Origin of the sequence: Pseudooceanicola sp. HF7, assembly GCF_011806405.1 — a bacterium.
In the GTDB taxonomy this organism is placed as follows: Bacteria; Pseudomonadota; Alphaproteobacteria; order Rhodobacterales; family Rhodobacteraceae; genus Pseudooceanicola.
Genome location: NZ_JAATOW010000037.1, coordinates 21,032 through 45,989 on the forward strand (window position 1 = coordinate 21,032; position 24,958 = coordinate 45,989).

Sequence of the window (24,958 nt, forward strand, 5' to 3'; positions counted from 1 at the left end):
CAAGGTGAGTGACGCAGATGGCAACCAAGCGCATTGAAACTCAGCTGACCATCAAGGCGGTGGATCAGTACAGCAGCCAGCTGCGCAAGATGTCCGGCGCGACCGGGCGTTTCGCGGAAGGGGTGCGCACGGAAATGGGCCGTTTGCAGCAAATGCGCGGCCCCCTCAAATTGATCGAGGATTTCCGCAAACAGCAGGGCGTGGTGCGCGACAGCGGCGCGGCGATGGAACAGGCGCGCGAGAAGGTTCGCCAGCTGCGGCGCGAGATCACAGCGACGGCCAATCCGACCGCGCAGATGCGTCGCGAATTTGCCCGCGCCCGCGACGCTGCCGAGCGCCTGGAACAGAAGCATGGCCAGAACCGCCAGACCCTGCGCGGGCTGCAGAAGCAGCTGACGACGGCAGGCGTGAACCTGCGCGATCTGAGCGGCGAACAGCGCCGCCTTACGGGGGCGTTGGATCAGGGCACCACGGCCTTCGGTCGCCAGGTCGCCAAGATGCAGCGCTTGGCGCAGATGCAGGATCGCATTGCCGAGGGGCGCGAGCGCATGGAACGGTCGCTGGCGGGGGCGGCCAACCTGTCCTTTGTCGGTTTTGCGTCAATGCAGACCGGGCGCCGGATCATGACGGGGATTTCCGGCCCGATCCAGAAGGCGGTCGAGTTCGAAAGTGCCATGGCCGATGTGAAGAAGGTTCTGGACTTCGAGTCGCCCGAAGCCTTTCAGCAGATGTCGGATGACATTCAGGCGCTGTCAGGGCGCATTCCCATGGCCGCAGAGGATCTGGCGCAGATCGTCGCGGCAGGCGGACAGTCGGGGCTGAAGGGCGACCAGCTTCTGCAGTTTGCCGAGATGGCGGCAAAAGTGGGTGTCGCCTTCGATATTTCGGCAGAGCAATCGGGCGAGGCCATGGCCAGCATTCGTGCCGCCCTGGGCACGACGCTGGATGAAACTGCGTTGATCTTCGATGGTATCAACCATCTGTCCAACAAGATGGCATCGACCGCGCCGGATGTGCTGAATTTCATGAACCGGGCCGGGTCGGCGGGTGTGAGCGCAGGTTTCTCCATTGATGACACCATGGCGATTGGCTCTGCCATGATTGCGGCGGGCGCGGGGGCGGATGTCGCGGCGACATCGTTCATGAACCTTGGGCGCAATCTGCAGCGCGGTGCAGGGGCGACCGACCGTCAGGTGGAGGCCTTCCAGCGTATCGGCCTGCAGGCTGAAGATGTGGCCAAGGCCATGCACCAGGATGCCAGCGGGACGCTGATCGACGTGTTGGAACGCATCCGCGAACTGCCGGACTACCTGCGCACCAGCGCTGTCAGTGACATCTTCGGGGATGAGGCGCGCGGCCTTAATCCGCTGGTGAACAACGTCGACCTGCTGCGCGAGGCGCTTGGATATGTCGCGGATCAGCCGGCCTACGCGGGCAGTGCCGAAGCGGAATATGCCGAACGCGCGGCGACCACGGCGAACAATCTGCAGCTGCTGCAGAACAAGATGGGTGTGCTGGCTGTCACAATCGGGGATGTCCTGCTGCCACCTTTGAATGACCTGCTGGACACCTTGCAACCGATCATCGAACGGATGACGGCCTGGACAAAGGCGCACCCGGAACTGACCAAGTTCATCATGGCCGGGGCAGCGGCCACCGGGGCGCTGGCCGTTGTCGGTGGTGTGCTGATGAGCGCGGCGGCGGGCTTGATCGGCACGCTTGCAGTGTTGCGCTTCGGCTTGGTCGGTTTCGGGGCGCGGGCTGCCTTCGCTGCTGGCGAGGTCGGCGGCTTGGGCCGGATCTTCCGGGGGCTGTCCCGGCTGCCGAAGTTTGCCCTGTCGACCCTGATCAAGCCGCTGCTTTGGACAGGGAAGCTGCTGCCAAGCTTTGCGCCCGCGCTGGCACGTTTCGCCGGGTTTCGGCGTGGTGCCTCGGGCGAAATGACCCGCCTTGCAACGCATGTCAGCGCCAAGTCGTCGGCCATCCAGCGCAGCTTGAACAGGGTTAACTGGAAGGCCTTTACGGCGGGCGCACTGGCGTTTCAGACGCTGCGCAGCATCCCTGAAGGCGAGGAAGCGCAGGAGGCCTTCCGGCAGAACAACAGGGACACGATGGAAAGCGGGCTGCGCAACGCGCCGATCATCGGCTCGGTGATGTCGGCCTATGACAGCGCGGTGGAATTCGTGCATGGTGCGCCACCGCCCGCTGCCGGGGATGTGATCAGCGGCGGATCGGGCCTGCAGCAGCGCGCGACCGGCGGACCGTTCGGGCGCGATCCGCTGCTGGTGGGCGAGCGCGGCGCAGAGCTTTATTTCCCGAACCGTTCCGGGTTCATCGCCACGAACCGCCAGTTGATGCAGATGCAGGGGGCCGCGCAGCGGATCCGGGCGGCGGGGCTGGCAACCTTGTCTGCCTCTGTCATGGGCCTGCCTGCGGCGGCGAGGCCGGTGACCTCCGGTGTTGGGTCTGCCGCCGGGGCGCGGGTCGAGATCAACGGCGGCATCCATGTCACCGTGCCATCCGGCATCACCGACCCCGAAGCGATTGTGGGTCACCTGGAAGCGCGCCTTGGGGATCGCCTGGCGGCGACCCTGCGGGCCAGCTTTACCGACTGAAGCGACTAATCCGAAAAATTGGGGGTGTCATGGCTGGACCAGTGACCATGGCCTTGGGGCCGTTCTTCTTTCAGGCGCATGGCTTCGGCTTTGCGGGCATGCAGCGCAAGCTGGATACGTCCTGGGCCGAGGTCGAAACCGTCGGCGGGTTCAACGCCCTGCAATGGACCGGCCCGCGTTCCGAGACGGTGACCATTTCCGGTGTCTTTTTTCCGCAGAAGTTCGGCGGGCTGATCACGCTGGACGGCGTCCGGCTTGCGGCGAAGAACGGCGTGCCGCTGATGCTGGTGTCGCTTGGCGGGCGCGTCTTCGGGCGGCACGCCATTCAGGGGGTCGAAGAGGATCGGGCCTTTCATGATCGCAACGGGACACCGGGGCGCATCGCCTATTCGATCGAGGTCCGCAAGATGTCGGGCGGGTTGTCGCTTTCGTCGCTGCTGGGGGTGGTCTGATGTCCACGATCTATGTCACCGCGCACTCAGACCAGATGGACCTGATCTGCTACCGCCACTATGGCCAGCAGGCCGGGGCCGTCGAACAGGTGCTGACGGCCAATCCCCATGCCGCCGATGAAGCCCATTGTCTGCCTGCCGGGGTCAAGCTGGTCTTGCCGGACCTGGCCGCTGAAACCCAGACTCTTGCTGCGAGGCTCTGGGACTGATGGCCACGCATCCGAAAGTTCTGGTCACCGTGGATGGCAAGCCCGTGTCGGGCCTGTTCTTCGAGCGGCTGATTTCCCTGGCCGTGACGGATCGCGAGGGCGTCCAGTCCGACGCGGTCGAATTCACCTTCAACGATGCCGCGCCGCATTTTGAATCGCCCCGGCGCGGCGCGGTGGTGTCCGTGACGATCCAGACCGGGACGGGCGGGGGTTTCGCCGGGTCATATGTCGTAGATCAGGTCGACATGACCTGCCTGCCTTACACGATGACCGTGCGTGGTCATTCGGCCGATTTCCGATCCGAGATGAAGACGAACAAGACGCGGCATTGGGATGGCCGGACGGTCCGGGACATCGTGCAGGACATCGCGGGTGGATATGGGCTGCAGTCCAAGGTGTCCGATGCGGTGTCGGGGCATCAATACGACTGGATCGGCCAGCAGGACGAAACCGACCTTGCCTTTCTTGAGCGGCTTTCGGAACGGCACGGCGCGCTTTTCACCATCAAGGCGGGTGTGCTGTTATGGCTGAAGCGTGGTGCCGGGGAAACTGCGGGCGGCACCGTCATGGACGCATCCGTGATTGATGCCGCGTCGCTGATCGCTGGCAGCTGCCGAATTTCCGAACAGGACGTGGATCGGTTCGCTACCGTGAAGGCCTATTGGCAGGATCTGGGCGGCGCGGCCCGGCGGGAGGTCGTCGTGGCGGCGGATCCGCAAGCGACGGGTGAACGGGTGCTGCGGTCGCCCTTCGGGTCCGCGGCCGAAGCCCGCGCTGCGGCGCAGGCGGCGGCGCGCGAGGGCCAGCGCGGACTGGTCGAGATGTCTTGTGCCATCAACGGCAGGCCGGATCTGATGGCCGGTCAGCCGGTGACCTTTGCGGGTGTTCGGCCTTCAGTGGATGGGCGCGAATTCATCCTGGAAACCGTGCAGCAGAGCTTCAGCAAGGGCGGCGGTTTGCGCACGTCCCTATCGGGAAAACTACGGGCTGAATAACCTGAAGGGGGGGCGGCGGTGTTCGGAAAGAGCGCGGAATTCTGGACTGTGGTTTGCGGGATGGTCCTGTGGGCGATGGTCAAGGCGGAAAGCGAACCGCTGTACAGGCGAATGATCAAGACGGCGGCCAGCGCCTTTCTGGCCTATGGGCTTTCACCGACCATTGCGCCCTGGACGCGTGATTCCGAGGTTCTGGCCGCCTTGGGGGTCATGGCCCTAGGCCTGATCGCGCTGGACACGGCCACTGGCCTTATCTCGGATCGCGAGTTCATCAAGGAAATGATCCGGCGGCGGATCGGTGGCAGGGGCTGACGCATGTTCGATGCAATGGGCAATACACGGGCGGCGGTGCGTTCCAATGTCGGCATGTTCGCGGTGCTGGCAGCGGTGGTGGCGATCAGCGGCGGGACGGAAGTCTGGGACCAGCTGTCGCGCTATCGCGGTTTTCGCGACATCACCCTGCAGACACCTTTCCGGCGGGTAACGGTCGAACAAGAACCGGTCGCCGGGGGATTGGTCCTGCGCGGAACGATGGTCAAGGCGCGCTGTGTCTATGACGGGATGATGGCATATGCGGTCATGCCGAGCGCGCTGCGCAGGCCGATCCGGCTGGACCTGTCTGCCGAAATCGCGCTTTGGGGCGGCGGATCCCGCCCGCCTTCCAGCGAGGCCGAAGTCTGGGGGCCTTGGCGTCTGGATGCCCCGCCGTCAGGGCATCCCGTGGCCTGGGAAGTCTGGTCCTTCCATCTGTGCCCCGAGGGCCGGCAGGCCAATCTGTTCGCCTCCGCCCCCTGGTCGGTCAAGGGCTGACCTTCGATCTGCGCGGGTGTGGCTGCGCAGCGTGAGCTTCTGAAATCTTCATATGAGGTGCTGACATGAACGTGTCGCAAATCCAGCAGCTGTGCGCAGCTGCTGGCTGGTATTCTGGTGCCATCGACGGGGACGCGGGGCCGCAGACCCTGCAGGCTGTCGCGCAGGCGGAACTGCATCATCGCGCATCTTTTGTCGGGGATCCGTCCGGCTGGCCGCAAAGCCGTCGCCTGATCGCGGCGGGGCAGGTGGGTCTTGCGCAGCAAGGCTTCGAACCCGGTTCGGTCGACGGGTACGCTGGCCAAAACACCGCAGAGGCACTGACCGCCTGGCATGACGCTGCCCTGGGCCGCGTGGCCGCCGTAGGGCGCAAGCCGCTGGACGCGCCGCGCAGTCATCCCGAACAGGCGCGCTATCCCCGCCAGGCCGACATGCAGGCTTTCTATGGCCCGGCGGGTGGCCCGCAATGCACCGCAGGCAAGGTGGACCTGCCGTTCCCCATGCTGATCGCCTGGAACAAGAGCCAGTCGGTCACTCGCTTTTCCTGTCATGAAAAGCTTGCCCGCCCACTGTCGGACATCTTCCGACACGCGCTGGCCCACTACGGGCAGGCAGACATCGAGCGCCTGGACCTGAACCTGTTCGGGGGATGCTTCAACTACCGCAAGATGCGTGGCGGCGCGTCGCTGTCGGTTCATGCCTATGGCGCTGCCGTGGATCTGAACCCGGAACGCAATCAGCTGCGGTGGGGCGCGGATCGGGCGCAGTTCGCCGGGCCGGACTACGTGCCGTTCTGGAATATCGTCATGGCCCACGGCGGCACGCCTGCGGGCTACGCCTGGGGCAAGGACTGGATGCATTTCCAGTTCGCGCGGCTTTAGGGGCGGGCCAATGCTTCGATGGTTCATGAAACTGGTGTTCGGCGGTCGGTCCAACAAGCGCGAGGCCACGCTGTTTGCCTTCCTGATTTCGGTCGCTTGGGACAGCTTCATTCTTTGGAAGGTGGGGCAGGGGGTGGATATGGCGCAGGTCGTCGGGCTGGCCAGCACGGTTACGGTCATCACCTTTACCGGGCTGGTCGGTGCGACCGCGCTGGATCACCTGGGCGGACGTGACGTGATCGACCGTCGCCGCCCGCCGCGTTACCCGCCGGACGGTGCGCCATGATGCCCCTTATGATGTCATGGGGTTGGCGAGCGCTGACAAGTCGCCTGGGGCTGGCAGTGATCGCCTGTGGCCTGCTTTGGGGCTGGCACCTTCAGGATCGTGCAGCAGCGGTTGAGGCCGCGCGCGCTGGATATGTACGACAGTTCGAACTTGCGGCGGCGCAAGCTGAATTGGTCGGGCTCAAGCGGCGTCTGGCAGCTGCAGATCGCACGGCACGCCAGCTTCAGGAAAGAATGCAGATTGCCGAGGCGGAAGCCTTGCGCTTCGCCACAGAATTGGAGGCGTTTGAACGTGACACGACAATCAATCCTGATGGCGTTGTTGATGGCGATCTGCTGCGCCTCTTGCGGGCGCGGTGATGCCGAAGGCCGCTTGCGGTCTGCTGCTGTCCGTCAGGTACAGTTTGCGCCGATCCAGCTGCCCGAGTATCCAGCCGCGTGCCGCCACAAGATCGGCAGTGGTGTTGCGGTCGGGGACCGCCTGGACGTTGCGTTGCGCAGGACAGACGCGGCGTTGGCAAGGCAATGGGGGCAGGTGGATGACTGTGCGGAGTGGTATGATGGGTTGCGCGAGGGGATGAGCCCTGCGGAAGAATAGGAGCGACCCGCCGTGCGTCACGGCCCAATGCTGCCATTCGTGGCCCACGCAGCGGAGGACCGGTCCCAGCATAAAGTGGAGGCATGGTCCTCAGTGCGAATTTGCAGTAGCCGACGGTTGCTGCGTGGGCCGCGAACTCATCCATTGCGGACGAAGCTGGCTTCGTTACGAGTACGCCAAAGAGGGCGACGATGGCTTGTTGCCGATCTTTCAAAGGGCTATCGTTCAACCCGGAAAGATCAGTTTTGCACTCGAGTTGTTATTGAAATCCTCTCATCAACAGTAAATGGATCGAGCCAAATGCAGTCAGTGACAGAGCGCCTTAGAAAATTTCGTGATGATCGGGATTGGAGCCAATTCCATACACCGAAGGACCTGGCATTATCAATTTCAGTTGAAGCCTCGGAACTATTGGAAATTTTTCAATGGAAGCCTGAATCCACACCAGTGGACGAGGAAATGAAGCGCGCTATCGAAGATGAAGTTGCGGATATTTTCTCGTATCTATTGCTTTTTTGCGACAAAACCGACATCAACCTCGTTGAGGTCACGAATAAGAAGATCGATGCAAACCAACAGCGCTTCCCCGCTGACGCTAGTAGGGGAATTGCCAAGCCAAGAAAAGAAGTATGAATGCTCAACGATGATCGAGCGGCATTTGAAGTCTTTGCGAAGTGGCGAGACGCACCAGCCAATGCTTTTGGTAGCAAGAATAATCCCGGTGTCATATCTGAGCAGGACAAAGCGCGATATACTCTCATTCACGATGAACTCGTTGAAGCGGCTGAGGCCGCAAGATCCAGCCTTGCCGCGCCAGAGACCGTAGAGATTAAGCGCATGAACTACTCTCCGCAGTATGGATCCAGGGGGCATAGACCCGTGGATGTTTGGGTCTCGCTTTGTGGTGCAGGATCTGAGGAATTTGCCCGAATGCCACAGATCTATGCAATCGCATCCGAACGCGGTCTCGAAATGGGGTTAGCAATAAGCATTAGCGAAGATGACTACCACGATTTGGCGGTCAAAATTCGGAATAGAACAATTGTCCCTCTCATCAATAGAAAGCTGCCACTTCCTGAGGGAGAGCGGGCCGTTGAACTTTCAGAATATATTGAACGCGAAGGCGGTTGGCACTTCAACTTGAAGGCGCGTCTATCGCCTGGACAAGACGGGTTCGATGAATGGAGTTCGCTGGCTGATCTCATAGAGACAACTAAGAGCTCCGGCACCGACAAAGGAGGCGGCTCTATTTGCAAGTTCTTCTCATTGGAGGAACTAGAGGGCCTGTCTTTGGCTGAGGAATTTAGCCATATGGCAAAGATCTTTCACCCTATTCTAATGGATTGTTTGCCAAACTCTTGGGATACACAACTTGTTGCGACCCACAAGACAGTAGATGAGTTGAGTGATGACGTTAAATTCTATCCGGACACCTTGAAAGACGCGCGGGAGAAAACGCTCAGGGAGATTGCTCAACGACGAGGGCAAAAGAAATTTCGGCAAGCTCTGTTAAAGGCATATGATGGCGCATGCGCGATAAGCCAAACTAGGGTGGAAGCCGTCCTAGAGGCCGCGCACATCACTCCGTACCTTGGAGAGTACACGAATCACATAACCAACGGACTGTTGCTACGGGCTGATCTACATACGTTGTTCGATCTCCACCTCATCAGAATAAATCCGACGTCAGTCAAAGTTGAAATTTCGTCGACGCTTTATGGGACTCAATACTGGAATTACCACAATCGCAGCTTATCCTTGCCTCTTAAGGCAACAGATCACCCGAGCTATTTGGCCTTAGAGCAGCACTATAACGACAGCTAAATGAACTTCTGTTGTTCCGATGTGTTGTCCGTCCCCAGCGAACTTTTGCTTCCTGAGCTTTGTTTAAACCGGCGCGGCCGGCTCTGAGTCGGCCTTCGCGCCAAACGCTGCGGGTGACCGATCTCAGCACTCGGGTCGGCACCAGTCGACCGCTGCGCCTTGCCCGAACGCTGCGGAATGGCTGCGACCGAGCTTTCGCTGCGCCTGACGCGAAGGGCCTCTAAGGGCCGTGAGCGCCTACAAAGTGAAAACTGACGCTGCCTGACCAGGCACCTCGGCTTCTGCGCATCGCTGGCGTTCATCCGAGGCGGAGCCAATGTCGGCTCTCGACCATCTCGCAGATGAGTCCACTAAGACCAGTCCACCTGCCGGTCTGGCGATCCAGGCCAGAGCATCTCGAAGTGCTTCGCATGGACCCAATTAAATGGAAGGCCGCTGGTCTCTTTGTAGCGCTCAAGAGCTTCATCCGCGCTTGAAGCTAAGGCATAGCCCCATTTCGAGGGGTGTCTCTCTTCGGTCAGGCTGGCTTCGAGCTTCCATACACGCATAGCCCGACACTGGTAGACAACGATTAAATAAAGGTAAGTAGAGCGATTTCGATATCTGGCTCGATGAGGCCTGAGGTTCCCACTGACGCCCGCCTAACGTTGCCGGTCTCGGCCCGAAGCCGACCTTGGCCAGGTTCAACGTTGCCGCAGCGCGGCTTCCCCATACCGGACCTTCATGGCACCGCGCAGCATGTTCCAGGGCCCCGAGGTCAGCTGTGCGGACAAAGCTGCCGATGTTGCGACTTGCACTTACGGACTGTGACTTTATCATTGGGCAGGATTTGAAAGGCTGAAAACCTGATGAAGTCTGCGGACCGAACCATCTGAATAAGTCCCTGTGCGAAAGCGCAGGGGAGTAGCGCGTCGCCACCGGCGGTCGCGACTGGCTTGCATGTGCAAACACAAGCCATTTTTCAGAGGTTTGAAAATGCAGAACTACTTCGAGAGCCCTTTCCGGGGCATCACCCTGGACAAGCAGGTTCGCAATCCCAACATCCTGGTCGGGCGATTCAGTTACTACTCAGGCTACTATCATGGCCATAGCTTCGAGGACTGTGCCCGTTACCTGTTGCCAGATCAGGGCGTCGACCGATTGATAATCGGGAGCTTTTGCTCAATAGGTTCCGGCGCCGCCTTCATCATGGCGGGAAATCAGGGCCATAGATACGATTGGGTTAGCACGTTTCCATTCTACTGGATGTCCGACGTGCCCGCATTCAATGGCGCTGAGAACGGTTTCCGGCCAGCCGGTGACACGGTCATCGGCAACGACGTATGGATCGGCTCCGAAGCCATCGTCATGCCCGGCGTCACGATCGGCGATGGTGCCGTCATCGGAACGCGCGCCGTGGTGACAAGGGATGTAGAACCCTACTCTATCGTCGGCGGACACCCGGCCAAGGAAATCCGGAAGCGGTTTGATGAAGGTCTGGTCAATCTTTTGCTCGAACTGCGGTGGTGGGAGTGGTCTGAAGACCAACTGAATGTCGCGATGCCGCTTTTAACCAGTGGCGACATCAAAGCGCTTCACGTGCATTGGAGCACCCATATCCGCGACCGCTAAACCAACGCGTGCGCCATCAATCTCATGGCGCGCGCAACCGTCCGCAACGGGCTCGGAGCAGACATGCGGCGGCGCCGCGAGCCCCACAGCCTCGTCGCCCAGCCAGGTCGTCGCTGACGGCCCTCTGCGGACATTCGAACCAAGCGCAGCAGATGGTCGGTTCAATCCCATTAGCTGCCGTTCGCCAGGTTGGCCCCCGCCGCGGCGCAGCGTCCCCGAACCGGCCGCTCGGGCCTCGGCGCAGCAATTCAAGCGATCCGAAGTCGGCAGTGCGGGACAATGCTGCCCTTGGGCTAGTTTAGCGCGCGCCAGGGTTCGCAGCGTCTTCGTCAGACTCGGGTTGCAATATTCCCTTCTCCTTGAGGAAGGACTTGTAGCCAGCAATCGCCTTGTCACACAGAATTTTGTAGAACATAGACAGTTCGGCGATCTGCGAGTGGGCAAGTTTGATTTGATGACCGGCTGGGAAGATTAACTCGCGTGGCGTGAAGCGAAGGCCGATCTCAACTGGGCCATCGCCAGGCAAGGTATGAGTGTCGAAAGGCGCATGATCGACCACTCTTTCTTCGCTACCTCGACGCGCCAGCATATCAAAGGCGAGCCATTGGATGATCAGGGTATTCCGAGCATCATTATTGCAGTCAGACGGCGACCGCACCACTCCCGCGTGGTGAGTTAGAGCGTTTCGCGCCAGACTAAGGGAGTTGAGTTCAGCAAAGTAATCGGAAATTTCCAGCTTAATAGCCACCGCACGTTGCTTCGCAGCGACGTTTGTCTTCCGAGCAAACTTTGGATCGAACGTGTGATCAGATCGAATCCTTGATCCGTGTAACTCGCCGACCTCGATCGCGAACCAAAGTTTGTCCAAAAACAACCCATAGAACAGATCAAGCTCCCGGAGGCAGGAACCGACAAGCCAAGCCCTATACTCCTCCCGTGCAGCGTCTCGAGAATCCGAGGTTATTTCTTCGGGCCAGAAGCGATAAACAATACTCGCTGCAAGGTTGAAGTCCCCACCATCCCTCGCATCCAAATCATCCAAACCAAAACGAACAAACGCGCTCACCCGACGAATTGCTAGGTTGACCATCTCTCGCATGGCATCAATGTCTATTTTGACATTATGAACCATCGGCTCTTCGGCGCTCACACTCGCCCCCCCCATTCTTATTCACAACCATGCTGCCATAGGCGGATTGTTCGTCCAACCATCTTCTGGTCGGAGCCAAAAAAGTCTCTTTTTTATGGGCTCTAAGTAAATATACGGCGCCGCAGAGTGCTGGAAGCTCAGGTGATTGGGTCTGCTTGGCTGAGACGGCCCCAACCTGCCGTTCAGTCCCTGGCCGATCGCCGCGGTGCGGCTTCCCCATACCGGCCATTCGTCCATCGCGCAGCATTTTCGGAGGCTGAAGGTCGGCTGGGCGGGACTTAGCCGTCATTCACATTGGTCGGTCGAATGTCCGTTTTCAAAGCCTCTGGTACCAGAATCACTTTGAAAAACTACGGTAAAATGTCGAGAGTTGTTCGACGCCCCCTTCTGTATCCATCGCTCCGATACCTAAAAACGTAGGAGCCTCATGCACGAACTTGATTTGAACACCAATGCTATCCGACTCGCTGATTATACGAGCCTGATCGCTCGATACTTTAGCGATAACATGTACGTCTGCTCCAACTTGGAAACGTTTACATTTCTCCGATATGTCAATCTTAATATCTTCTCCGTTGAGATTGATTTCCACGACGCCAAAGCCTGTCAATTCATTGAAGCGGTTCTGGGCTTCAATGACTGCCCAGAAGATAAAGCCAGCATCTTTAGCGAAGCACAACATTACCTTGTGGCGTCCGTAGATGGAATCCCGTTCGCCTCTAACGTACATGATCCCTCTGCGAGCCTGTACAGTCCAAACCACATCGGTTTGACCGCCTGTGACTACGCGAAGTTCTTTAAGCCGCTGTTCGGGTACTAGGTTGATCTCTTTTGAATCGGTGGCGGATGACAGTTCCAAGAACTTGGGGGAGACTCCCATATCACTGACAAAGGACGCGATTTTTGCGGAAAGCTCTTGGGATTTCCCAATGTGTTCTGGAAGTGGATCCTTGAATGAGAAGCGATGCACTCCAAATTGACTGCCCTCAGAAAAAAACCTCAAGCGGCCGCCTAAGTAGATCATGGTGGCCGCGCTCATACATCTACCATTGACACGTTTTCTTGGGACCAAGGGCTTTGACGGGTCCGGTGGTTCCAACACAAAGCTGCCTACATCTGTCCATAGACCGTACTGCCGAATTTGCCTGCCTACTCCAATCCCAGCCTCTAAATCGCCGCCTGTAGAGTCGATGTAAACGACCATGTGAGCTGGTGGTTTGTGGTCATCAAGGAACTTCATGAACTTGAGGTCATCGCCGTGCTCAATAGTGCCAACTGCGTTAATGCAAAAGAAGCCACCGAACATTTTCTCTAGTTCGTTCTGCGGTTCCGTATAGTGAAATTCCATATCTCCGCCAAAGATTGATCAGGAACTAAAAATGGTGAATTCAGTAAAGCCATTTGGCCGTTACACTACGTTGAGAATGCGTCGAAGCTGACGTTCGTGCAACATACAGCATCATGCAAAGTGGGCTCCAAGCGGACATGCGGCGTCGCAGCGGTTCGAGCGCCCGGGATACACCGACAGCCGTCGCTACCGGCCCAGTGCTGCCATTCTCGACCTGTCCGAACGCTGGATTGTGTCGCCGCGAAGCCGCCGTTCGAGGCTGTATCGTTTGAGCATCATCTTGCGATACAAGCGCGTTTCTGGATCATCCCTCCACTCCACTCGGCATCAGCTTCCGATACAAATCTGGATGTTCTACTAGCGAGATATCTTTCCGGAAATGAACGAATGCCGCCCATGCTCCGGAAGCTTGGCGGTTTCTTACCGTCACCAGATCGAACTCTTTCAAAGCCGCAAATACTCTGTCCCAATCCGGGTGCGCGATGATCCTTCGGCCCGGCGGGTCCGTGTCATCGATATTCGTCCGCAGCCAGAATGCGCGATATCGGTCAATCCGACCCAGGAGTTCAGCAAGGCTCTCCGACCAGACAAACTTGGTAGGATCGTTGACAACTCCTTCTGGTGACAAAGTCCCTCTTATAACGCTTCCGTCGGCTGTCGTCCCCTCCGGACCAACCAGTATCTGTGGCAGCGGAATGGGCGAAGGCAAAAGTGTGCGAGCGTCGATTTCTAAAGTCACAATGACAACGCCATCATTAAAGTGCACGTTCTGCAGATCGGCGCCAGCGGCGTACAAAATACTGATCGTAGTGCCTCGGAACGAGATCCCGTCTGGCGCAGCAAACGGAAAGTGAAGCTCTCCGATGCCGATATCCCTAATCTGAAGATCAGCGTCTTTGAGAACCACTGCGCATGCGGCGGCAACACCCAGCACGGCAAGGTTAATACTGGTCCGATCCCGCGAGGGCGAGGCAAGCTGTTTGCGAACAGCTATCAGAAACCGATTTGCTTCTTCCCCTTTTCCGCGCGCCACATGGCCAAAGACATCCAAGGCCTCACGACCGAACAAGTTACGCCTGACGTAGCGAGGAATTTCACCCTCGCCCACTGACCTCAGAGCTTCGCGTGCCAAGAAATGTTGCTGAAGCTGCTCGTGAGCAAAACGCACGTCGCCAGCCCTCAGATCATTTGCAAGAAACACCACGGTTCGAGCACGTTGCGCTACGGCGGCAATCTGATCGTCGGGCAACAAGCCGTCCGCAGCAACCCTGGCAAGCAGATCAAGGGCGTCATCGTTAATCGCTTCTGACTGGTTCTCGGCGAGGTCGCGTGCAACTTCTTCAAGGAAGCGCCCGACATAGAGCTCATATTTTGCGGTTGCCTCGCTTCCATCCGGCGGATCAAGCGCTTCCACGAATTTCGTCGCTTCTCTGCGAGTCATTGTGTCCACGAGGTATGTCAAAAGGTCCGACGCCGGGAGCTCGTCGCTTGCCAAAGCGTCGGGCTCTAGTGAGATGAGATGCAAAAAGAAGGGGCGAAGGGCAAAGGAGCCGGAATCAAAAATCGGCTCGACAAACTCTTTATCCAGAAGTGTATGGCTCCAACCATCCTGTTCAAGGAGCCAGGCCCGGGCGGCGTCAGGGTCTGGATCGGTCAGAGACAAGGCGGCAAGCCGGTCGCGGTTGGCGCTGAAAGAGGACAACTGCTTCCGAATAGTGTCGGTCGATACGAAAGTTTCTCTCCCAGCAAGCAAGAGCGTCGCCGAGCCACGAGCCTCTTCGATTAAGCCGTTGAGGCCACTCCAAGCCGTTTCAAATCCGTTGGGATCGGAAAGCTCGTCGAACCCGTCGATAGCCAGTGTCACAAGACCGTGGCGCATCAACACGATCAACTGATTTACTGTCAAATTCGACCGAACATCCTGCAACGCGAAAGCAATCAGGTCCGGAATATTCTGAAGAACACGTCCTCGGCTGACAACTTGCAGGATCAATGGTGCCGACCCATCATACGATTCAGCACGGGAAAGTGCGGCCTCACGAACAATCGTCGTCTTCCCGACACCTGCGGGGCCGTCGATCAGGAGGAAATCGGTTCCGCCCGGCCGCCGCGATGAAGGGACGTCGCGTAGCCAGTCATTGAGGCTTTCCCAAGGCTTTACTTGGTTACTCCATCCCGGAACTCGTCCTTCTACTACCTTCATTTGGCAGGTAATCGGGACCGGTCTACCAATCATCCTTTTAGGAGCGAGAAGAGCTACCTGATTCCTCGCTACTTTGGAAAGATCTGCAAACACCGGGCTCGCTAGGACCGCGCCAGCGCTCGTGTAGCGGCGGGTTTGTCCATCGGCGGAAACCTCGTAACCCGCATTCTCTCTCGAGACCGTGATGGGGCGTTCGTTGCTGGTCAGCATGAACCCAGCCTCGATTACTTCGACCGAAGTTCCGATATCCGCGAACGGGCGCAGATCTTTGGGTGTCAATTTATCCGGTGCCATACCAATTCCGCCATTGTGGGGTTGTTATTCTTTATTCCGCCGCGAGCAAGATAGACCACGCGGCGGCCTGTTCCCTGCAATAGTCCTTCTGCCGTCAAAATACCGGGAACCAGGTCCGCATCCTGTCCAACCACGATCAGCCAACTGTCGTCCTCTTCCGCCGCAAGGTAAAGCAAGTCGGAAACCAGCGCCGTGTCCACCATTTTTTCACCCAGAACGCCGCGACGATCGGCTTGGAGAGTGCTCGGCAAATGGTGATCCCGTCTCTGCCCACATAGACGTTCATTCATTGCTCCAAGCAGCCGATCCCCAAACTCCAGCTCCCGCACAACCACCTGTCGGGGGTGCGCCGAATACTCGTTAAGGCCGCCACCTTCATCGGCATTCGGGTCGAAGACGCGGGCCGCCTCCAATGCCGTCCGGTTTGGTGTCGGCTCAAAGCCCCGCCGCCATCCATGATAGGCGCGGAGGAACAGAAAGAAGTTTTCGTCGGATGCCAATTGAAGAAGGTGTTTGCCGACTTGGCGGCACACCGACTTAAGAACCCGACGCGCAACATCCGGGCTTTCGGAAGCAGGCTGTCCACGTAGAGCGTGAAGTTCACTGTTCCAATCGATGAGAACATGAGTGCGCCTTGGGCGTCTGGCCATGCTGTTTCCTAAGCGGTGAGCACCATTTCGCCCTCCTCGGGAACCGCTTGTCAGGGAGAAGCCCAATCAACCTACTACAAGCGCACGAGCACTGCCATTGCATAGCGCAATAGGTCGAGTTTCTTTGATTCTTCTCGTCTTTCTATTGGCTAATGGGCCGACGTTTTTTTATTGGCTAATGGGCCGACGTTCGAATTACAAGGTGCAATTCCAACCGTTGCGGGCATGAGTTCAGGTTATCCAGGACGACCGAGAGCGGCGGCTTCGTCGGTTTCCGCGACCGACATCGCACGACGACGTACGTCTGTTTTCCCGCCACTTGTCAAGTTCGCGCCAGGTCTGGCGGTGTCAACATTCCGGAATGTCCGCTTCTACATTCTGGCAAGGTTGGGTTCGCACGTGCGGAGAACGTCCGGAAACCGCCCTTCATGACTTCAATGAGTCAGTAAGATGGACAGCGGGCAGGTTCTGAACGGTTCTTTCTTTGCCTGCTGGGCGCTCCCTATGGCGTCGCGATCAGCGTTTCCCAAGTTCACGTTTTGGTCCGCTTGTTTGGCGTGCAGTCGTCACCACTGCCGGGAAACCAACATCGCCTAGTTTCAAGGGACTAGGGTAGTTTGGATTTCGTTTACACCGAAGATGTCGGGAGTTCGAGTCTCTCATCACCCACCATCCTTCGCATATCTTGTGCCGAATCTAGCTTGGTTGTTTCCCATCTGCCAGGGGCCGCGTGATGCTGGCATGGCTGGAACATGTGACGCGCCTTGCGTGCCATCGGCGCCGCTGCAGGACATGCCCACAAGGACGGCTTTGAGCGGGCATGAGCGCGGAATTCCGCCAATTCGGCGGCCTTTTCAGATGCGATACGGGCCTGGGGGACCGCTTTCCGACGGGTCGCGCGACAGGCGGGATCTTGGGGACAAGAATCCCTCTTCTCGTGTCGCAGGATCGGTGGCAGTCTCCGCCGACTCAAAGAGGAAGCGGCGGGGATCATCGTCCGCCTGCCACCTGCGCCTTGCCGACGGCGCCTGTACAGCGCGGCGTTTCTTCGGGTGTTCTCCATGTTTTTCGATCTCGGTTCCTATGCGCCCCAGGGCGCCCTTCTTCTGGTGGCTGCCGTTTTTGCCCTGTTCCTGAGCGAACGCTTTGCCGCCGAGGTGACCGCCCTGGGCGGCGTGGCCATGGCACTATTACTGGGCCTGGTGAGCACGGATGACCTGCTCAAGGCCCTGAGCAACTCAGCGCCCGCCACCATCGGCGCGATGTTCGTGCTGAGTGCTGCGCTTGTGCGCACCGGGGTTCTGGAGGGCGTGGCCGAAGGGCTGGGCCGCAGCATGGTCCGGCGTCCGAAGCAGACGATCCTGCTGTTCTTCGCGCTGGCGGCGGTGGCCTCGGCCTTCATGAACAACACGCCGGTGGTGATGGTCCTGATTCCGGTGGTCTTCGGGCTGGCCCGCCAGCTTGGCACCAATGCCTCGCGCTTCCTCATGCCGCTCAGCTTCGTGGTGATCATGGGGGGCACCTGCACGCTGATCGGCACGTCGACGAACATCCTGGTGGACGGCGTGACCCGTGACCTTGGCCTGCCGGCTTTCTCGCTGTTCGAGATTGCGCCGCTTGGCATCGCCTTGACGCTGCTGGGCAGTCTCTTCCTGGCGATCGCCGCGCCGCGCCTCTTGCCTGAGCGGGTTGCCCTGGCAGAGATGCAGGAGCCGCGCAGCGGGCGGTCCTGGCGGGTCGAGCTTTTCGTGCCGGCGGATTCGCCCCTGATTGGGCAGAGGGTTTGCGATATTGCCGACTTCCGGCGTAGCGCCACGCGGCTCGTGGATCTGATCCGCGACGACATCTCCCTTCAGCTCGGGCTGGAGACAGAGGTGCTGGCCATGGGGGACCGGGTGGTGGTGCATACCTCTGACGCCGAGGTGGCGGGCTATAGGGCGGAGGGTGCGCGCAACCTTGCCATTCCCGGGCTTGAGCCGGGGACCGCGCGCAGTCACCAGGTCGTGGAGGCGCTGGTGAAGGATCGCAAGGGCCCGGTTGCTGACCTGGGCTGGCGGCGCAGCCACGGCGTTTATCCGATCGCCCTGCATCGCCAGGGCAGCGCGCGCGATCTGAAGGACACGCGGCTGCACCTGCGGCCAGGCGATACGGTGCTGCTGGACGGGCCGGCAGAGGATATCGCGCGGCTTGCGCGGGACGAGGACCTGGTCCTGCTGTCGCCATTGCAAGCCCGTGCCTTCCGCAGGACCAAGGCACCCATCGCGATTGGCGTCCTGGCCCTGGTGGTGCTGGGCGCGGCGCTGGACCTGGCGCCTATCCTGCCGCTGGCGGTCATCGGTGCCGCGATCGTGCTGCTGACCCGCTGTGTCGAGCCGGACGAGGGCATCGGGGCGATTGACGGGCGCCTGTTGTTGCTGATCGTCAGCATGCTGGTTTTGGGCACCGCGATGGAGCGCAGCGGGGCCATGGCGCTGATCGTGGAGGGGCTCTCCGTGCCGCTGGCGCAGCTGAGCCCGATCCTTGCCCTGGCGCTCATCTACGCGGTGACCTCCGTGCTGACCGAGGTGGTCACGAACAATGCTGTTGCGGTGATCATGACCCCGATAGCCGTTGGCGTGGCCGGCGCGCTTGGGCTGGATCCGCGCGCCTTCGTCGTGGTCGTCATGTTCGGCGCCAGTGCCAGCTTTGCCACGCCGATCGGCTACCAGACCAACACGATGGTCTATAACGCGGGCGGCTACCGGTTCACCGACTTCCTGCGCCTGGGCTTGCCGATGAACATCATGGCGGGGGTGGTGACGGTCCTTCTGGCGCCGGTGTTCTGGCCGTTGCAGCCCTGAGCGGGTCAGGGTGGGCATAGGGAGGTGCCGGGAGCCGCCGTTCCTTTGAGAATGGCGCCTTAAGGGGCCGAAGCGCCTGGAGTCTTCGACCCTTTTTGCAGATCCAGAGACTTCCACGGGCCGCAGGGGGAGCAGTCGCCGCGCGCTTGCAAACAGTTGGAACCTTTGCCATTGATCCCAGCGTCGGTTTCCTTCGGGAATTGAAAGGGAATCCGTTCCGGGCTTGTCCGGCAAACGGAACTGCCCCCGCAACTGTAGGCGGCGAGTGTCTCTCGATATGCCACTGGGACCTTCCCGGGAAGGCGAGAGATGCCGTGACCCGTCAGTCAGGAGACCTGCCGACGGATGTGAAATCACGACTGGACGGGGTGTGCCGGGGCGGGAAACTCAACGTGGCCGCCTTGGCCATTTTTCGTTTCACGTCTTGCCCCTGACGGTCCTATCTGACGGGACGGATCGGATGAGACAGACCTTGATTGCAGCCACCTTGCTGGCCAGCGTTGCCCTTCCCCTGCGCGCGCAGGACACAAACTATCCCCTTACTCTCCGGAATTGTGGTGTCGATGTTTCCTTCGACGCCGCCCCGAAAAGCGCCGTGACCATCGGCCAGTCCGCGACAGAGATCCTCTATTCCCTTGGCCTTGCGCCGAAGGTCTTGGGCACCTCGGTCTGGTTCAACCCGGTCCTTCCGGAATTCGCGGAGGTGAACGAGGGCATCGAGCGGCTTGCCGATAACGACCCGAGCTTCGAAAGCGTCGTTGCGAAGAAGCCAGGGCTTGTTGCCGTGCAATACGAATGGCACGTGGGCGAAAGTGGGAGCGTGGGGACGCGTGAGCTGTTCCACGACATCGGCATCCCCACCTACATCATGCCGGCCGATTGCGACACCAAGGACAATTCCACCGGCGGGGACGGCACGCGAACGGGCGCCTTCGAGACAGCTTCCGTCTACAAGGGCATTCGAGAACTGGCGCAGATCTTCGACGTACAGGCAGAGGGCGAGGCGCTTGCAGGCGACCTGCAGGCCACTGAGCAGACCGCCATCGCGCGCGCCGAAGGTCTGGATCTGCCGGATGACCTGTCGGCCGTGTTCTGGTTCTCTTCCCCCGATTTGGAGAGCGACCCCTATGTTGCCGGCCAGCTTGGCGCGCCGGGCTACATGATGGCGAAGCTGGGCATCGAGAACGTCATCACGTCGGACGAGGAATGGCCGACCGTGGGATGGGAAAGCATTGCCCGTGCGAATCCCGATCTCATCGTCATTGCCTATATGGATCGTCGACGTTTCCCCGCGGATGACATCGACAGGAAGCTGGAGTTTCTGCGCTCCGACCCCGTTGCCAGCCAGATGACAGCGGTTCGGGAAGGCCGCATCGTCCAGATGGACGCGCACGCGATGAGCGCGACGATGCGGACCATCTACGGGCTGGAGGCGCTTTCGGAAGCCCTTTCCACTATGTCCTTCGAATGACCATGGTGGCCGCGACCCCCCGCCTGGCGGCGCGGCGCCGTCTCTGGTTCGCGCCAGTTTTGCTGGGGGTGGCGATCCTGGTGGGCACGGCAATCGGAGAGACCCGGTTGCCGCTCATGACGGTGCTGCAGACATTGGCGAACAAGCTTTGGGGGGCGGGCTATCCGGTCGACAGGATCGATGCCGGGATCATCTGGAGCTACCGCCTGCCGCGGGCCATTGTCGCGGCCTGCTGCGGGGCGGGTCTTGCGCTGACAGGAGTCGTCTTGCAGGCGCTTCTGCGCAACCCGCTAGCTGATCCCTACCTGATGGGGCTTTCGGCAGGGGCGTCGACTGGGGCGGTTCTAGTGACCATTGCCGGCGTCGGGGGTGGCGCGGTTTCCATGTCCTTCGGGGCCTTGGGCGGGGCGCTTCTGGCCTTTGCCTGTGTCATCCTGCTGGCTCATGCGGTGAGCGGTGGCGCGGGCGGTGGGCGTGCGAACCAGGCCGCCGCTGCGATCATTCTGGCGGGGATCGCCGGGTCGCAGTTGTTCAACGCCTTGACCGCCTTCACGATTGCCCGGTCTGCCAATGCCGAACAGGCGCGAGGCATCATGTTCTGGCTGATGGGCAATCTTTCCGGCATCCGCTGGGAAGACGTGGGCGCCTGCATCTTCGTGTCGATTGGGGGCGTGGCGCTTTGCTTGTGGCACAGGCGTGGCCTGGATGCCTTTACCTTTGGCGCAGACGGCGCGGCGGCACTTGGCATCAACGTGCAGGCCCTCCGTGGCAGTCTGATCACGGCGACCGCGATCATGGTCGGCGTTCTTGTGTCGAAGGTGGGCGCGATCGGCTTCGTCGGTCTTGTCGTGCCGCATGCCATGCGCTTCCTGGTGGGCACGCGGCACGACCGGTTGGTCCCGGCCTCGGCCTTGGCAGGGGCGGTCTTCCTGGTCGCCGCCGACGTGATCAGCCGTATCATCGTGCCGGGCCAGGTCTTGCCCATCGGCGTGGTGACGGCACTGGTCGGGGCACCCGCCTTTGCGCTGATCCTGGTACGGGGGGCGCGGCGATGAGGATCGAGGTGCACGCCCTATCCGCAAAGGTTCACCGGGTACCGCTTCTGCAGGGCATCTCCCTGCATATCGAGCGCGGAGAGCTCTTTGGCCTTGTCGGGCCCAACGGGTCGGGCAAGTCCACGCTGATGCGATGCCTTGCCGGGCTGCGCAGGCCAAGTGCGGGCCGGGTTCTTGCGGAGGGGACGGAGGTGAGGAAAATGCCCGCCCGCGACCGCGCCCGGCGCATTGCCTTCGTTGAGCAGCAGGCCGACACGACCGATCGCCTGACAGTTCGGGAGGCGGTGGAGCTTGGGCGCACGCCCTATCTGTCGCCTCTGCGCGGCTGGAGCGAGGAGGACGCCGCCGCTGTTGAGGCCGCGCTGAGCGCGGTGGAAATGACCGCCTTTGCGGAGCGCCTTTGGCACACGCTTTCCGGCGGAGAGCGGCAGCGTGTCCATATCGCCCGCGCACTCGCCCAGGATCCGGAACTTCTGATGCTGGACGAGCCCTCGAACCACCTCGACATCCGCCACCAGCTGTCGCTGATGGCGCTGATCCGGGACTTGCCCATCACGCGTGTCGTCGCGCTGCACGACCTCAACCAGGCCGCGGCCTGTGACCGTATCGGCGTGATGCAAGGCGGACGTCTGGTCGTTGTTGGGACCCCTGCCGACATCCTTGATGAGGCTCTCTTGGCGGAGGTCTTCGGGGTGGCCGCGACGCGCAGTGTCTCTGAGGGCGGCGCAACGCATCTTCATTTCTCGCATGCGCTTTGAAGAGGCGCACCCGGGGCAGCACGACCTCTGTGCCAGCGACAAGCCAGACGGCGACGGTCTGCAGTCGATCTGAGGGGACGCAATGCAGGACGCCCAGGCCGCTCAAGCGGCGTGCGGCGCGGTCTCAGCCCCTGTAGGGGGTGACCCGATCCGCCGAAAGCGCGTAGCCCACATCGGCCAGCTGGGTGGCGGTCGCGGCGGTGCCGAACATGCCCGTGACCGTGACGGCTTCGAACAGACCCCTGGATTCATAGGGCTTTGCCGATGTGACAAGCACCAGCTGGTTTGCCGGCGGCGGTGGGACGTGGATGCAGGCCCCGACGTAGGGCACGAGCATGAAGGCGGTGATCGCGGTCCCTTCGTAATCGAGCGGCACGACAAAGCCCGACAGCTGCACCGTCTCGCCGTTCCAGTCGGTGCGCACGCCGGAGGATTCCGGCTGCTGGCTGGCAAGCGGCGCCTGGTCATGCTGCACCATGCCCTGCAACGACGGGGGCAGGGTGGTTTCCCCTTCGGGCAGAAGGTCCTTCCAGGTCAGCACCGTGGTGCTTTCGGCGCGCAGCACGGAGGCGGGCAGGGCCGCAAGCAGGGCTGTCCCGGCACAGAACGCGCGACGTTTGAGAGATGCAGTCATTCCATTAACCTCCGTTCGGGTGGGGCGGTTCTGATCATATCCGCACCATCATGCCATCGGCCAGAGACAGGCGGTAGGCCCTGAGCGCGGGGAGCAGGCTTGCGAGGGCCGCAGCGCCGATCACGGCAAGCATTCCCCAGAGCTCTCGCAGTCCCGGCGGGTCGAGCGGCAGCCAGAGGCCGAAGGCCGCGTCGATCAGGGGACGTGCCAGGGCCAGCGCCCCGTAGAGCAGCGCCATTCCCAGCAGCGCTCCAAGCGCTGCCATCAGCACCGCTTCCAGCACAAGCAGGCCCAGGATCACGCCCGGCCGGGCGCCCATGGCGCGCCAGATCGCCATTTCGCGGCGCCGTTCGTTCAGGCTTGAAAAGATCATCGCGGTCATCCCCAGCAGCGCGGTGACCACCACCATGGCAGAGACGCCGACAAGCGCGGTCTCGGCCAGGCCGACAATCTGCCAGAGCTCCTGCAGCGCGAGGCCCGGCAGCACGGCCAGCAGCGGCTCCTCGGGGTATTCGTTGATCCAGCGTTGCAGCGCAAAGACCTGCAGGCGCGATTTCACCCCGACCATGGCGGCGGTGATCGCCTTGGGGGTCAGGTCCATCTGGCGGATCTGTTCAACCGGCGTGCTTTGACCCGGCTGCTGCGCGCCGCTCTGCCAGTCGACGTGGATCGCCTCGATCGCCTGCAGGCTCACGATCACCGTACGATCTACCGGCGTGCCGGTCTTGGCGATGATCCCGGCAACGCGGAACGGCTGATCGTCATGCTCCGTGAAGGAGGCAAGCCCGTGCGAGACCACGATCGGATCGTCCACCGCATAGCCAAGCGCCGCCGCCACATCAGCACCGATGACCGCATCATAGAGATCGTCCAGGCCGGCCCCCGGCGTGATCTGCAGCGCGCGGCCGCCGCGGTACTTGTAATGCTCGAAGAAGGCGGGCGTGGTGCCCATGACGCGGAACTGCCGGTGGCTGTCCCCCAGGGAGATGGGCACGATCCAGTCCACCTCGTCCCGCGCCGCGATGTCCTGGTAACTCTGCCAAGTGACGTTGTTGGTGGCATTGCCGATGCGGAAGACCGAATAAAGCATCAACTGAACCGAACCCGAGCGCGCGCCGACGATCAGGTCGGTGCCAGAGATCGTGTCGGCAAAGCTGGCGCGGGCCCCGGTGCGCACCTTCTCCACGCCCAGGAAAAGCGCCACCGAAAGGGCAATGGCAAGCACGGTCAGCCCCACGGTCAGCGCGCGGGCCCGGAGCGAGCCGAAAGCAAGGCGCAGGATCATGCGGCGGCCCTTTCGATGCGGGCGATGTCCTCAAGCCGCAGCACGCGGTCGAAGCGCGGGGCGAGGCGTTCGTCATGGCTGACCATCAAGAGGGCTGAGCCCGCTTCGGCAGTCTGTTCAAAGAGCAGTCCAAGGAAATTGTCCTGCGTCGCGGCATCCAGTGCCGAGGTCGGCTCATCCGCGACGATCAGCGGCGGGTTTCCGATCAACGCGCGCGCCACGGCCACCCGTTGTTGCTGACCCACGCTGAGCCGCCCGGCGGGACTGGCAAGCAGCCCGGACGGCAGGCCAAGGGCCTGGCACAGGTGCCCGGCCTTGGCATGGGCGTCACCGGCGCGCTGCCGCCGCTCTGGCGCGAAGTTGAGCGGCAGCAGGATGTTATCGGCCACGCTGCCGTAGGGCAGCAGGTTGAACTGCTGGAAGATCACGCCGATCTGCTCTGCCCGGAAGCGGTCCCGCGCCCCGGCGCGCAGGGTCGCAAGATCCGTACCCCCGACGGTGACCTTTCCGCTTTGGGCCGTCACGATACCGCAGATGAGCGACAGCAGCGTCGACTTTCCCGAGCCGCTTTGCCCCAGCAGAAGCACACTTTCGCGGCGCGCGACCTGGAAGCGCGGCACGTCGAGCGAAAAGCCCGACCTGCGGCCCCAGTGAAACTCTACCCCGGTAAGATCGATGGCCGGCGTGTGAAGATCAGAGCTTTCCGGCAAGGGTGAGCACCGGAGTGTCCCTGTCGACTTCAAAGGCTTGCGCGCCTGTGTCGCTCAGCAGCTGGATGTCGAGTTCGCGCGCGTTCGGGAAGTTGTCGAAATAGGCAAACTCAATCTGAGCAAGATCGGACGGAGAGGTGCAATCGATCGCATATTCGGCGTGGAATTCCGTGTGGCCTTCGGCGTGGTCGTCGTGACTTTCTTCGTGGTCGTGGTCGTGGTCGTGGTCGTGGTCGTGGTCGTGGTCGTGGTCGTGGTCGTGGTCGTGGTCGTGGTCGTG

Annotated in this window: 24 protein-coding genes and 1 riboswitch; of the genes, 16 read left to right on the forward strand and 8 right to left on the reverse strand. The window is 60.9% G+C overall.

Annotation, left to right across the window (positions count from 1 at the left end; translation table 11 throughout):
* Positions 1-17 precede the first annotated feature (17 nt).
* The 12 genes from HCZ97_RS16910 (at position 18) to catB (ending at position 10,280) form a co-directional block, all read left to right on the forward strand.
* Positions 18-2,615 (forward strand): phage tail tape measure protein, encoded by a 2,598-nt coding sequence (locus HCZ97_RS16910; protein ID WP_167690223.1) that lies wholly within the window; start codon positions 18-20, stop codon positions 2,613-2,615.
* A gap of 29 nt (positions 2,616-2,644) precedes the next feature.
* Positions 2,645-3,067: a phage tail protein gene (locus tag HCZ97_RS16915; RefSeq protein ID WP_167690225.1), complete on the forward strand. Its 423-nt coding sequence runs from the start codon at positions 2,645-2,647 to the stop codon at positions 3,065-3,067.
* Positions 3,067-3,276 carry a tail protein X gene (locus HCZ97_RS16920; protein ID WP_167690227.1) on the forward strand — a complete coding sequence of 70 codons (210 nt, stop codon included), beginning with the start codon at positions 3,067-3,069 and terminating at the stop codon, positions 3,274-3,276. Before HCZ97_RS16915 ends, HCZ97_RS16920 begins: the two co-directional genes overlap by 1 nt.
* Positions 3,276-4,271, forward strand: coding sequence for a phage late control D family protein (locus tag HCZ97_RS16925; protein WP_167690229.1), 996 nt, complete (start codon positions 3,276-3,278; stop codon positions 4,269-4,271). The genes HCZ97_RS16920 and HCZ97_RS16925 overlap by 1 nt, the downstream gene beginning before the upstream one ends.
* Positions 4,272-4,382: 111 nt before the next feature.
* On the forward strand, positions 4,383-4,583 hold the full coding sequence (locus HCZ97_RS16930) for a hypothetical protein (protein ID WP_217701812.1): 201 nt from the start codon (positions 4,383-4,385) through the stop codon (positions 4,581-4,583).
* Between the two features lie 3 nt (positions 4,584-4,586).
* The gene (locus HCZ97_RS16935) at positions 4,587-5,081 is read left to right on the forward strand and encodes a hypothetical protein (RefSeq protein WP_167690233.1); all 495 of its coding nucleotides are present in this window, start codon (positions 4,587-4,589) and stop codon (positions 5,079-5,081) included.
* 65 nt (positions 5,082-5,146) lie between these two features.
* Positions 5,147-5,962, forward strand: coding sequence for a M15 family metallopeptidase (locus tag HCZ97_RS16940; protein WP_167690235.1), 816 nt, complete (start codon positions 5,147-5,149; stop codon positions 5,960-5,962).
* A 10-nt stretch (positions 5,963-5,972) separates the two neighbouring features.
* On the forward strand, positions 5,973-6,248 hold the full coding sequence (locus HCZ97_RS16945; protein WP_167690237.1) for a hypothetical protein: 276 nt from the start codon (positions 5,973-5,975) through the stop codon (positions 6,246-6,248).
* Positions 6,245-6,607, forward strand: a complete 363-nt coding sequence (locus HCZ97_RS16950; protein ID WP_167690238.1) for a hypothetical protein — start codon at positions 6,245-6,247, stop codon at positions 6,605-6,607. The genes HCZ97_RS16945 and HCZ97_RS16950 overlap by 4 nt, the downstream gene beginning before the upstream one ends.
* A 538-nt stretch (positions 6,608-7,145) precedes the next feature.
* Positions 7,146-7,478, forward strand: a complete 333-nt coding sequence (locus HCZ97_RS16955; RefSeq protein WP_167690240.1) for a nucleotide pyrophosphohydrolase — start codon at positions 7,146-7,148, stop codon at positions 7,476-7,478.
* Positions 7,479-8,669 (forward strand): HNH endonuclease, encoded by a 1,191-nt coding sequence (locus HCZ97_RS16960; RefSeq protein ID WP_167690242.1) that lies wholly within the window; start codon positions 7,479-7,481, stop codon positions 8,667-8,669.
* Between the two features lie 975 nt (positions 8,670-9,644).
* The gene (gene catB, locus HCZ97_RS20485; protein ID WP_167690244.1) at positions 9,645-10,280 is read left to right on the forward strand and encodes a type B chloramphenicol O-acetyltransferase; all 636 of its coding nucleotides are present in this window, start codon (positions 9,645-9,647) and stop codon (positions 10,278-10,280) included.
* A 298-nt stretch (positions 10,281-10,578) separates the two neighbouring features.
* On the opposite strand, the gene HCZ97_RS16970 is transcribed toward catB, so the two are convergent.
* The 4 genes from HCZ97_RS16970 to HCZ97_RS16985 all read right to left on the reverse strand — a co-directional run bounded on the left by HCZ97_RS16970 (position 10,579) and on the right by HCZ97_RS16985 (position 15,925).
* Entirely contained in the window at positions 10,579-11,430 is an 852-nt protein-coding gene (locus tag HCZ97_RS16970) for a hypothetical protein (RefSeq protein WP_167690246.1), read from the reverse strand.
* A 337-nt stretch (positions 11,431-11,767) separates the two neighbouring features.
* Complete coding sequence (locus tag HCZ97_RS16975) at positions 11,768-12,778, reverse strand: hypothetical protein (protein ID WP_217701814.1); 1,011 nt, start codon at positions 12,776-12,778, stop codon at positions 11,768-11,770.
* Between the two features lie 304 nt (positions 12,779-13,082).
* A complete protein-coding gene (locus HCZ97_RS16980; RefSeq protein WP_167690248.1) occupies positions 13,083-15,275 on the reverse strand; it encodes an NACHT domain-containing protein in 2,193 nt (730 codons plus the stop codon).
* The gene (locus tag HCZ97_RS16985) at positions 15,257-15,925 is read right to left on the reverse strand and encodes a hypothetical protein (RefSeq protein ID WP_167690249.1); all 669 of its coding nucleotides are present in this window, start codon (positions 15,923-15,925) and stop codon (positions 15,257-15,259) included. The genes HCZ97_RS16980 and HCZ97_RS16985 overlap by 19 nt, the downstream gene beginning before the upstream one ends.
* Before the next feature lie 1,061 nt (positions 15,926-16,986).
* Between HCZ97_RS16985 and HCZ97_RS16990 the strand changes: the two genes are divergently transcribed.
* The 4 genes from HCZ97_RS16990 (at position 16,987) to HCZ97_RS17005 (ending at position 22,049) form a co-directional block, all read left to right on the forward strand.
* Positions 16,987-18,765 (forward strand): SLC13 family permease, encoded by a 1,779-nt coding sequence (locus tag HCZ97_RS16990; RefSeq protein WP_167690251.1) that lies wholly within the window; start codon positions 16,987-16,989, stop codon positions 18,763-18,765.
* A 167-nt stretch (positions 18,766-18,932) separates the two neighbouring features.
* A riboswitch (cobalamin riboswitch) is annotated at positions 18,933-19,123 on the forward strand.
* 102 nt (positions 19,124-19,225) lie between these two features.
* Positions 19,226-20,236, forward strand: coding sequence for an ABC transporter substrate-binding protein (locus tag HCZ97_RS16995; protein ID WP_167690253.1), 1,011 nt, complete (start codon positions 19,226-19,228; stop codon positions 20,234-20,236).
* Between the two features lie 2 nt (positions 20,237-20,238).
* Positions 20,239-21,291 (forward strand): iron ABC transporter permease, encoded by a 1,053-nt coding sequence (locus tag HCZ97_RS17000; RefSeq protein WP_167690262.1) that lies wholly within the window; start codon positions 20,239-20,241, stop codon positions 21,289-21,291.
* Between the two features lie 8 nt (positions 21,292-21,299).
* Complete coding sequence (locus HCZ97_RS17005; protein ID WP_368484389.1) at positions 21,300-22,049, forward strand: ABC transporter ATP-binding protein; 750 nt, start codon at positions 21,300-21,302, stop codon at positions 22,047-22,049.
* Positions 22,050-22,173: 124 nt separating this feature from the next.
* Here the strand turns inward: HCZ97_RS17005 and HCZ97_RS17010 are convergent, their stop codons facing one another.
* The 4 genes from HCZ97_RS17010 to HCZ97_RS17025 all read right to left on the reverse strand — a co-directional run.
* On the reverse strand, positions 22,174-22,683 hold the full coding sequence (locus HCZ97_RS17010; RefSeq protein WP_167690256.1) for a DUF3299 domain-containing protein: 510 nt from the start codon (positions 22,681-22,683) through the stop codon (positions 22,174-22,176).
* A gap of 34 nt (positions 22,684-22,717) precedes the next feature.
* Entirely contained in the window at positions 22,718-23,968 is a 1,251-nt protein-coding gene (locus HCZ97_RS17015) for an ABC transporter permease (RefSeq protein ID WP_167690258.1), read from the reverse strand.
* Positions 23,965-24,645, reverse strand: coding sequence for an ABC transporter ATP-binding protein (locus HCZ97_RS17020; protein WP_167690264.1), 681 nt, complete (start codon positions 24,643-24,645; stop codon positions 23,965-23,967). Before HCZ97_RS17020 ends, HCZ97_RS17015 begins: the two co-directional genes overlap by 4 nt.
* A gap of 16 nt (positions 24,646-24,661) precedes the next feature.
* Positions 24,662-24,958, reverse strand: a 297-nt coding sequence (locus HCZ97_RS17025) for a DUF2796 domain-containing protein (RefSeq protein WP_167690259.1), incomplete at its 5' end; no start/stop codon positions are given.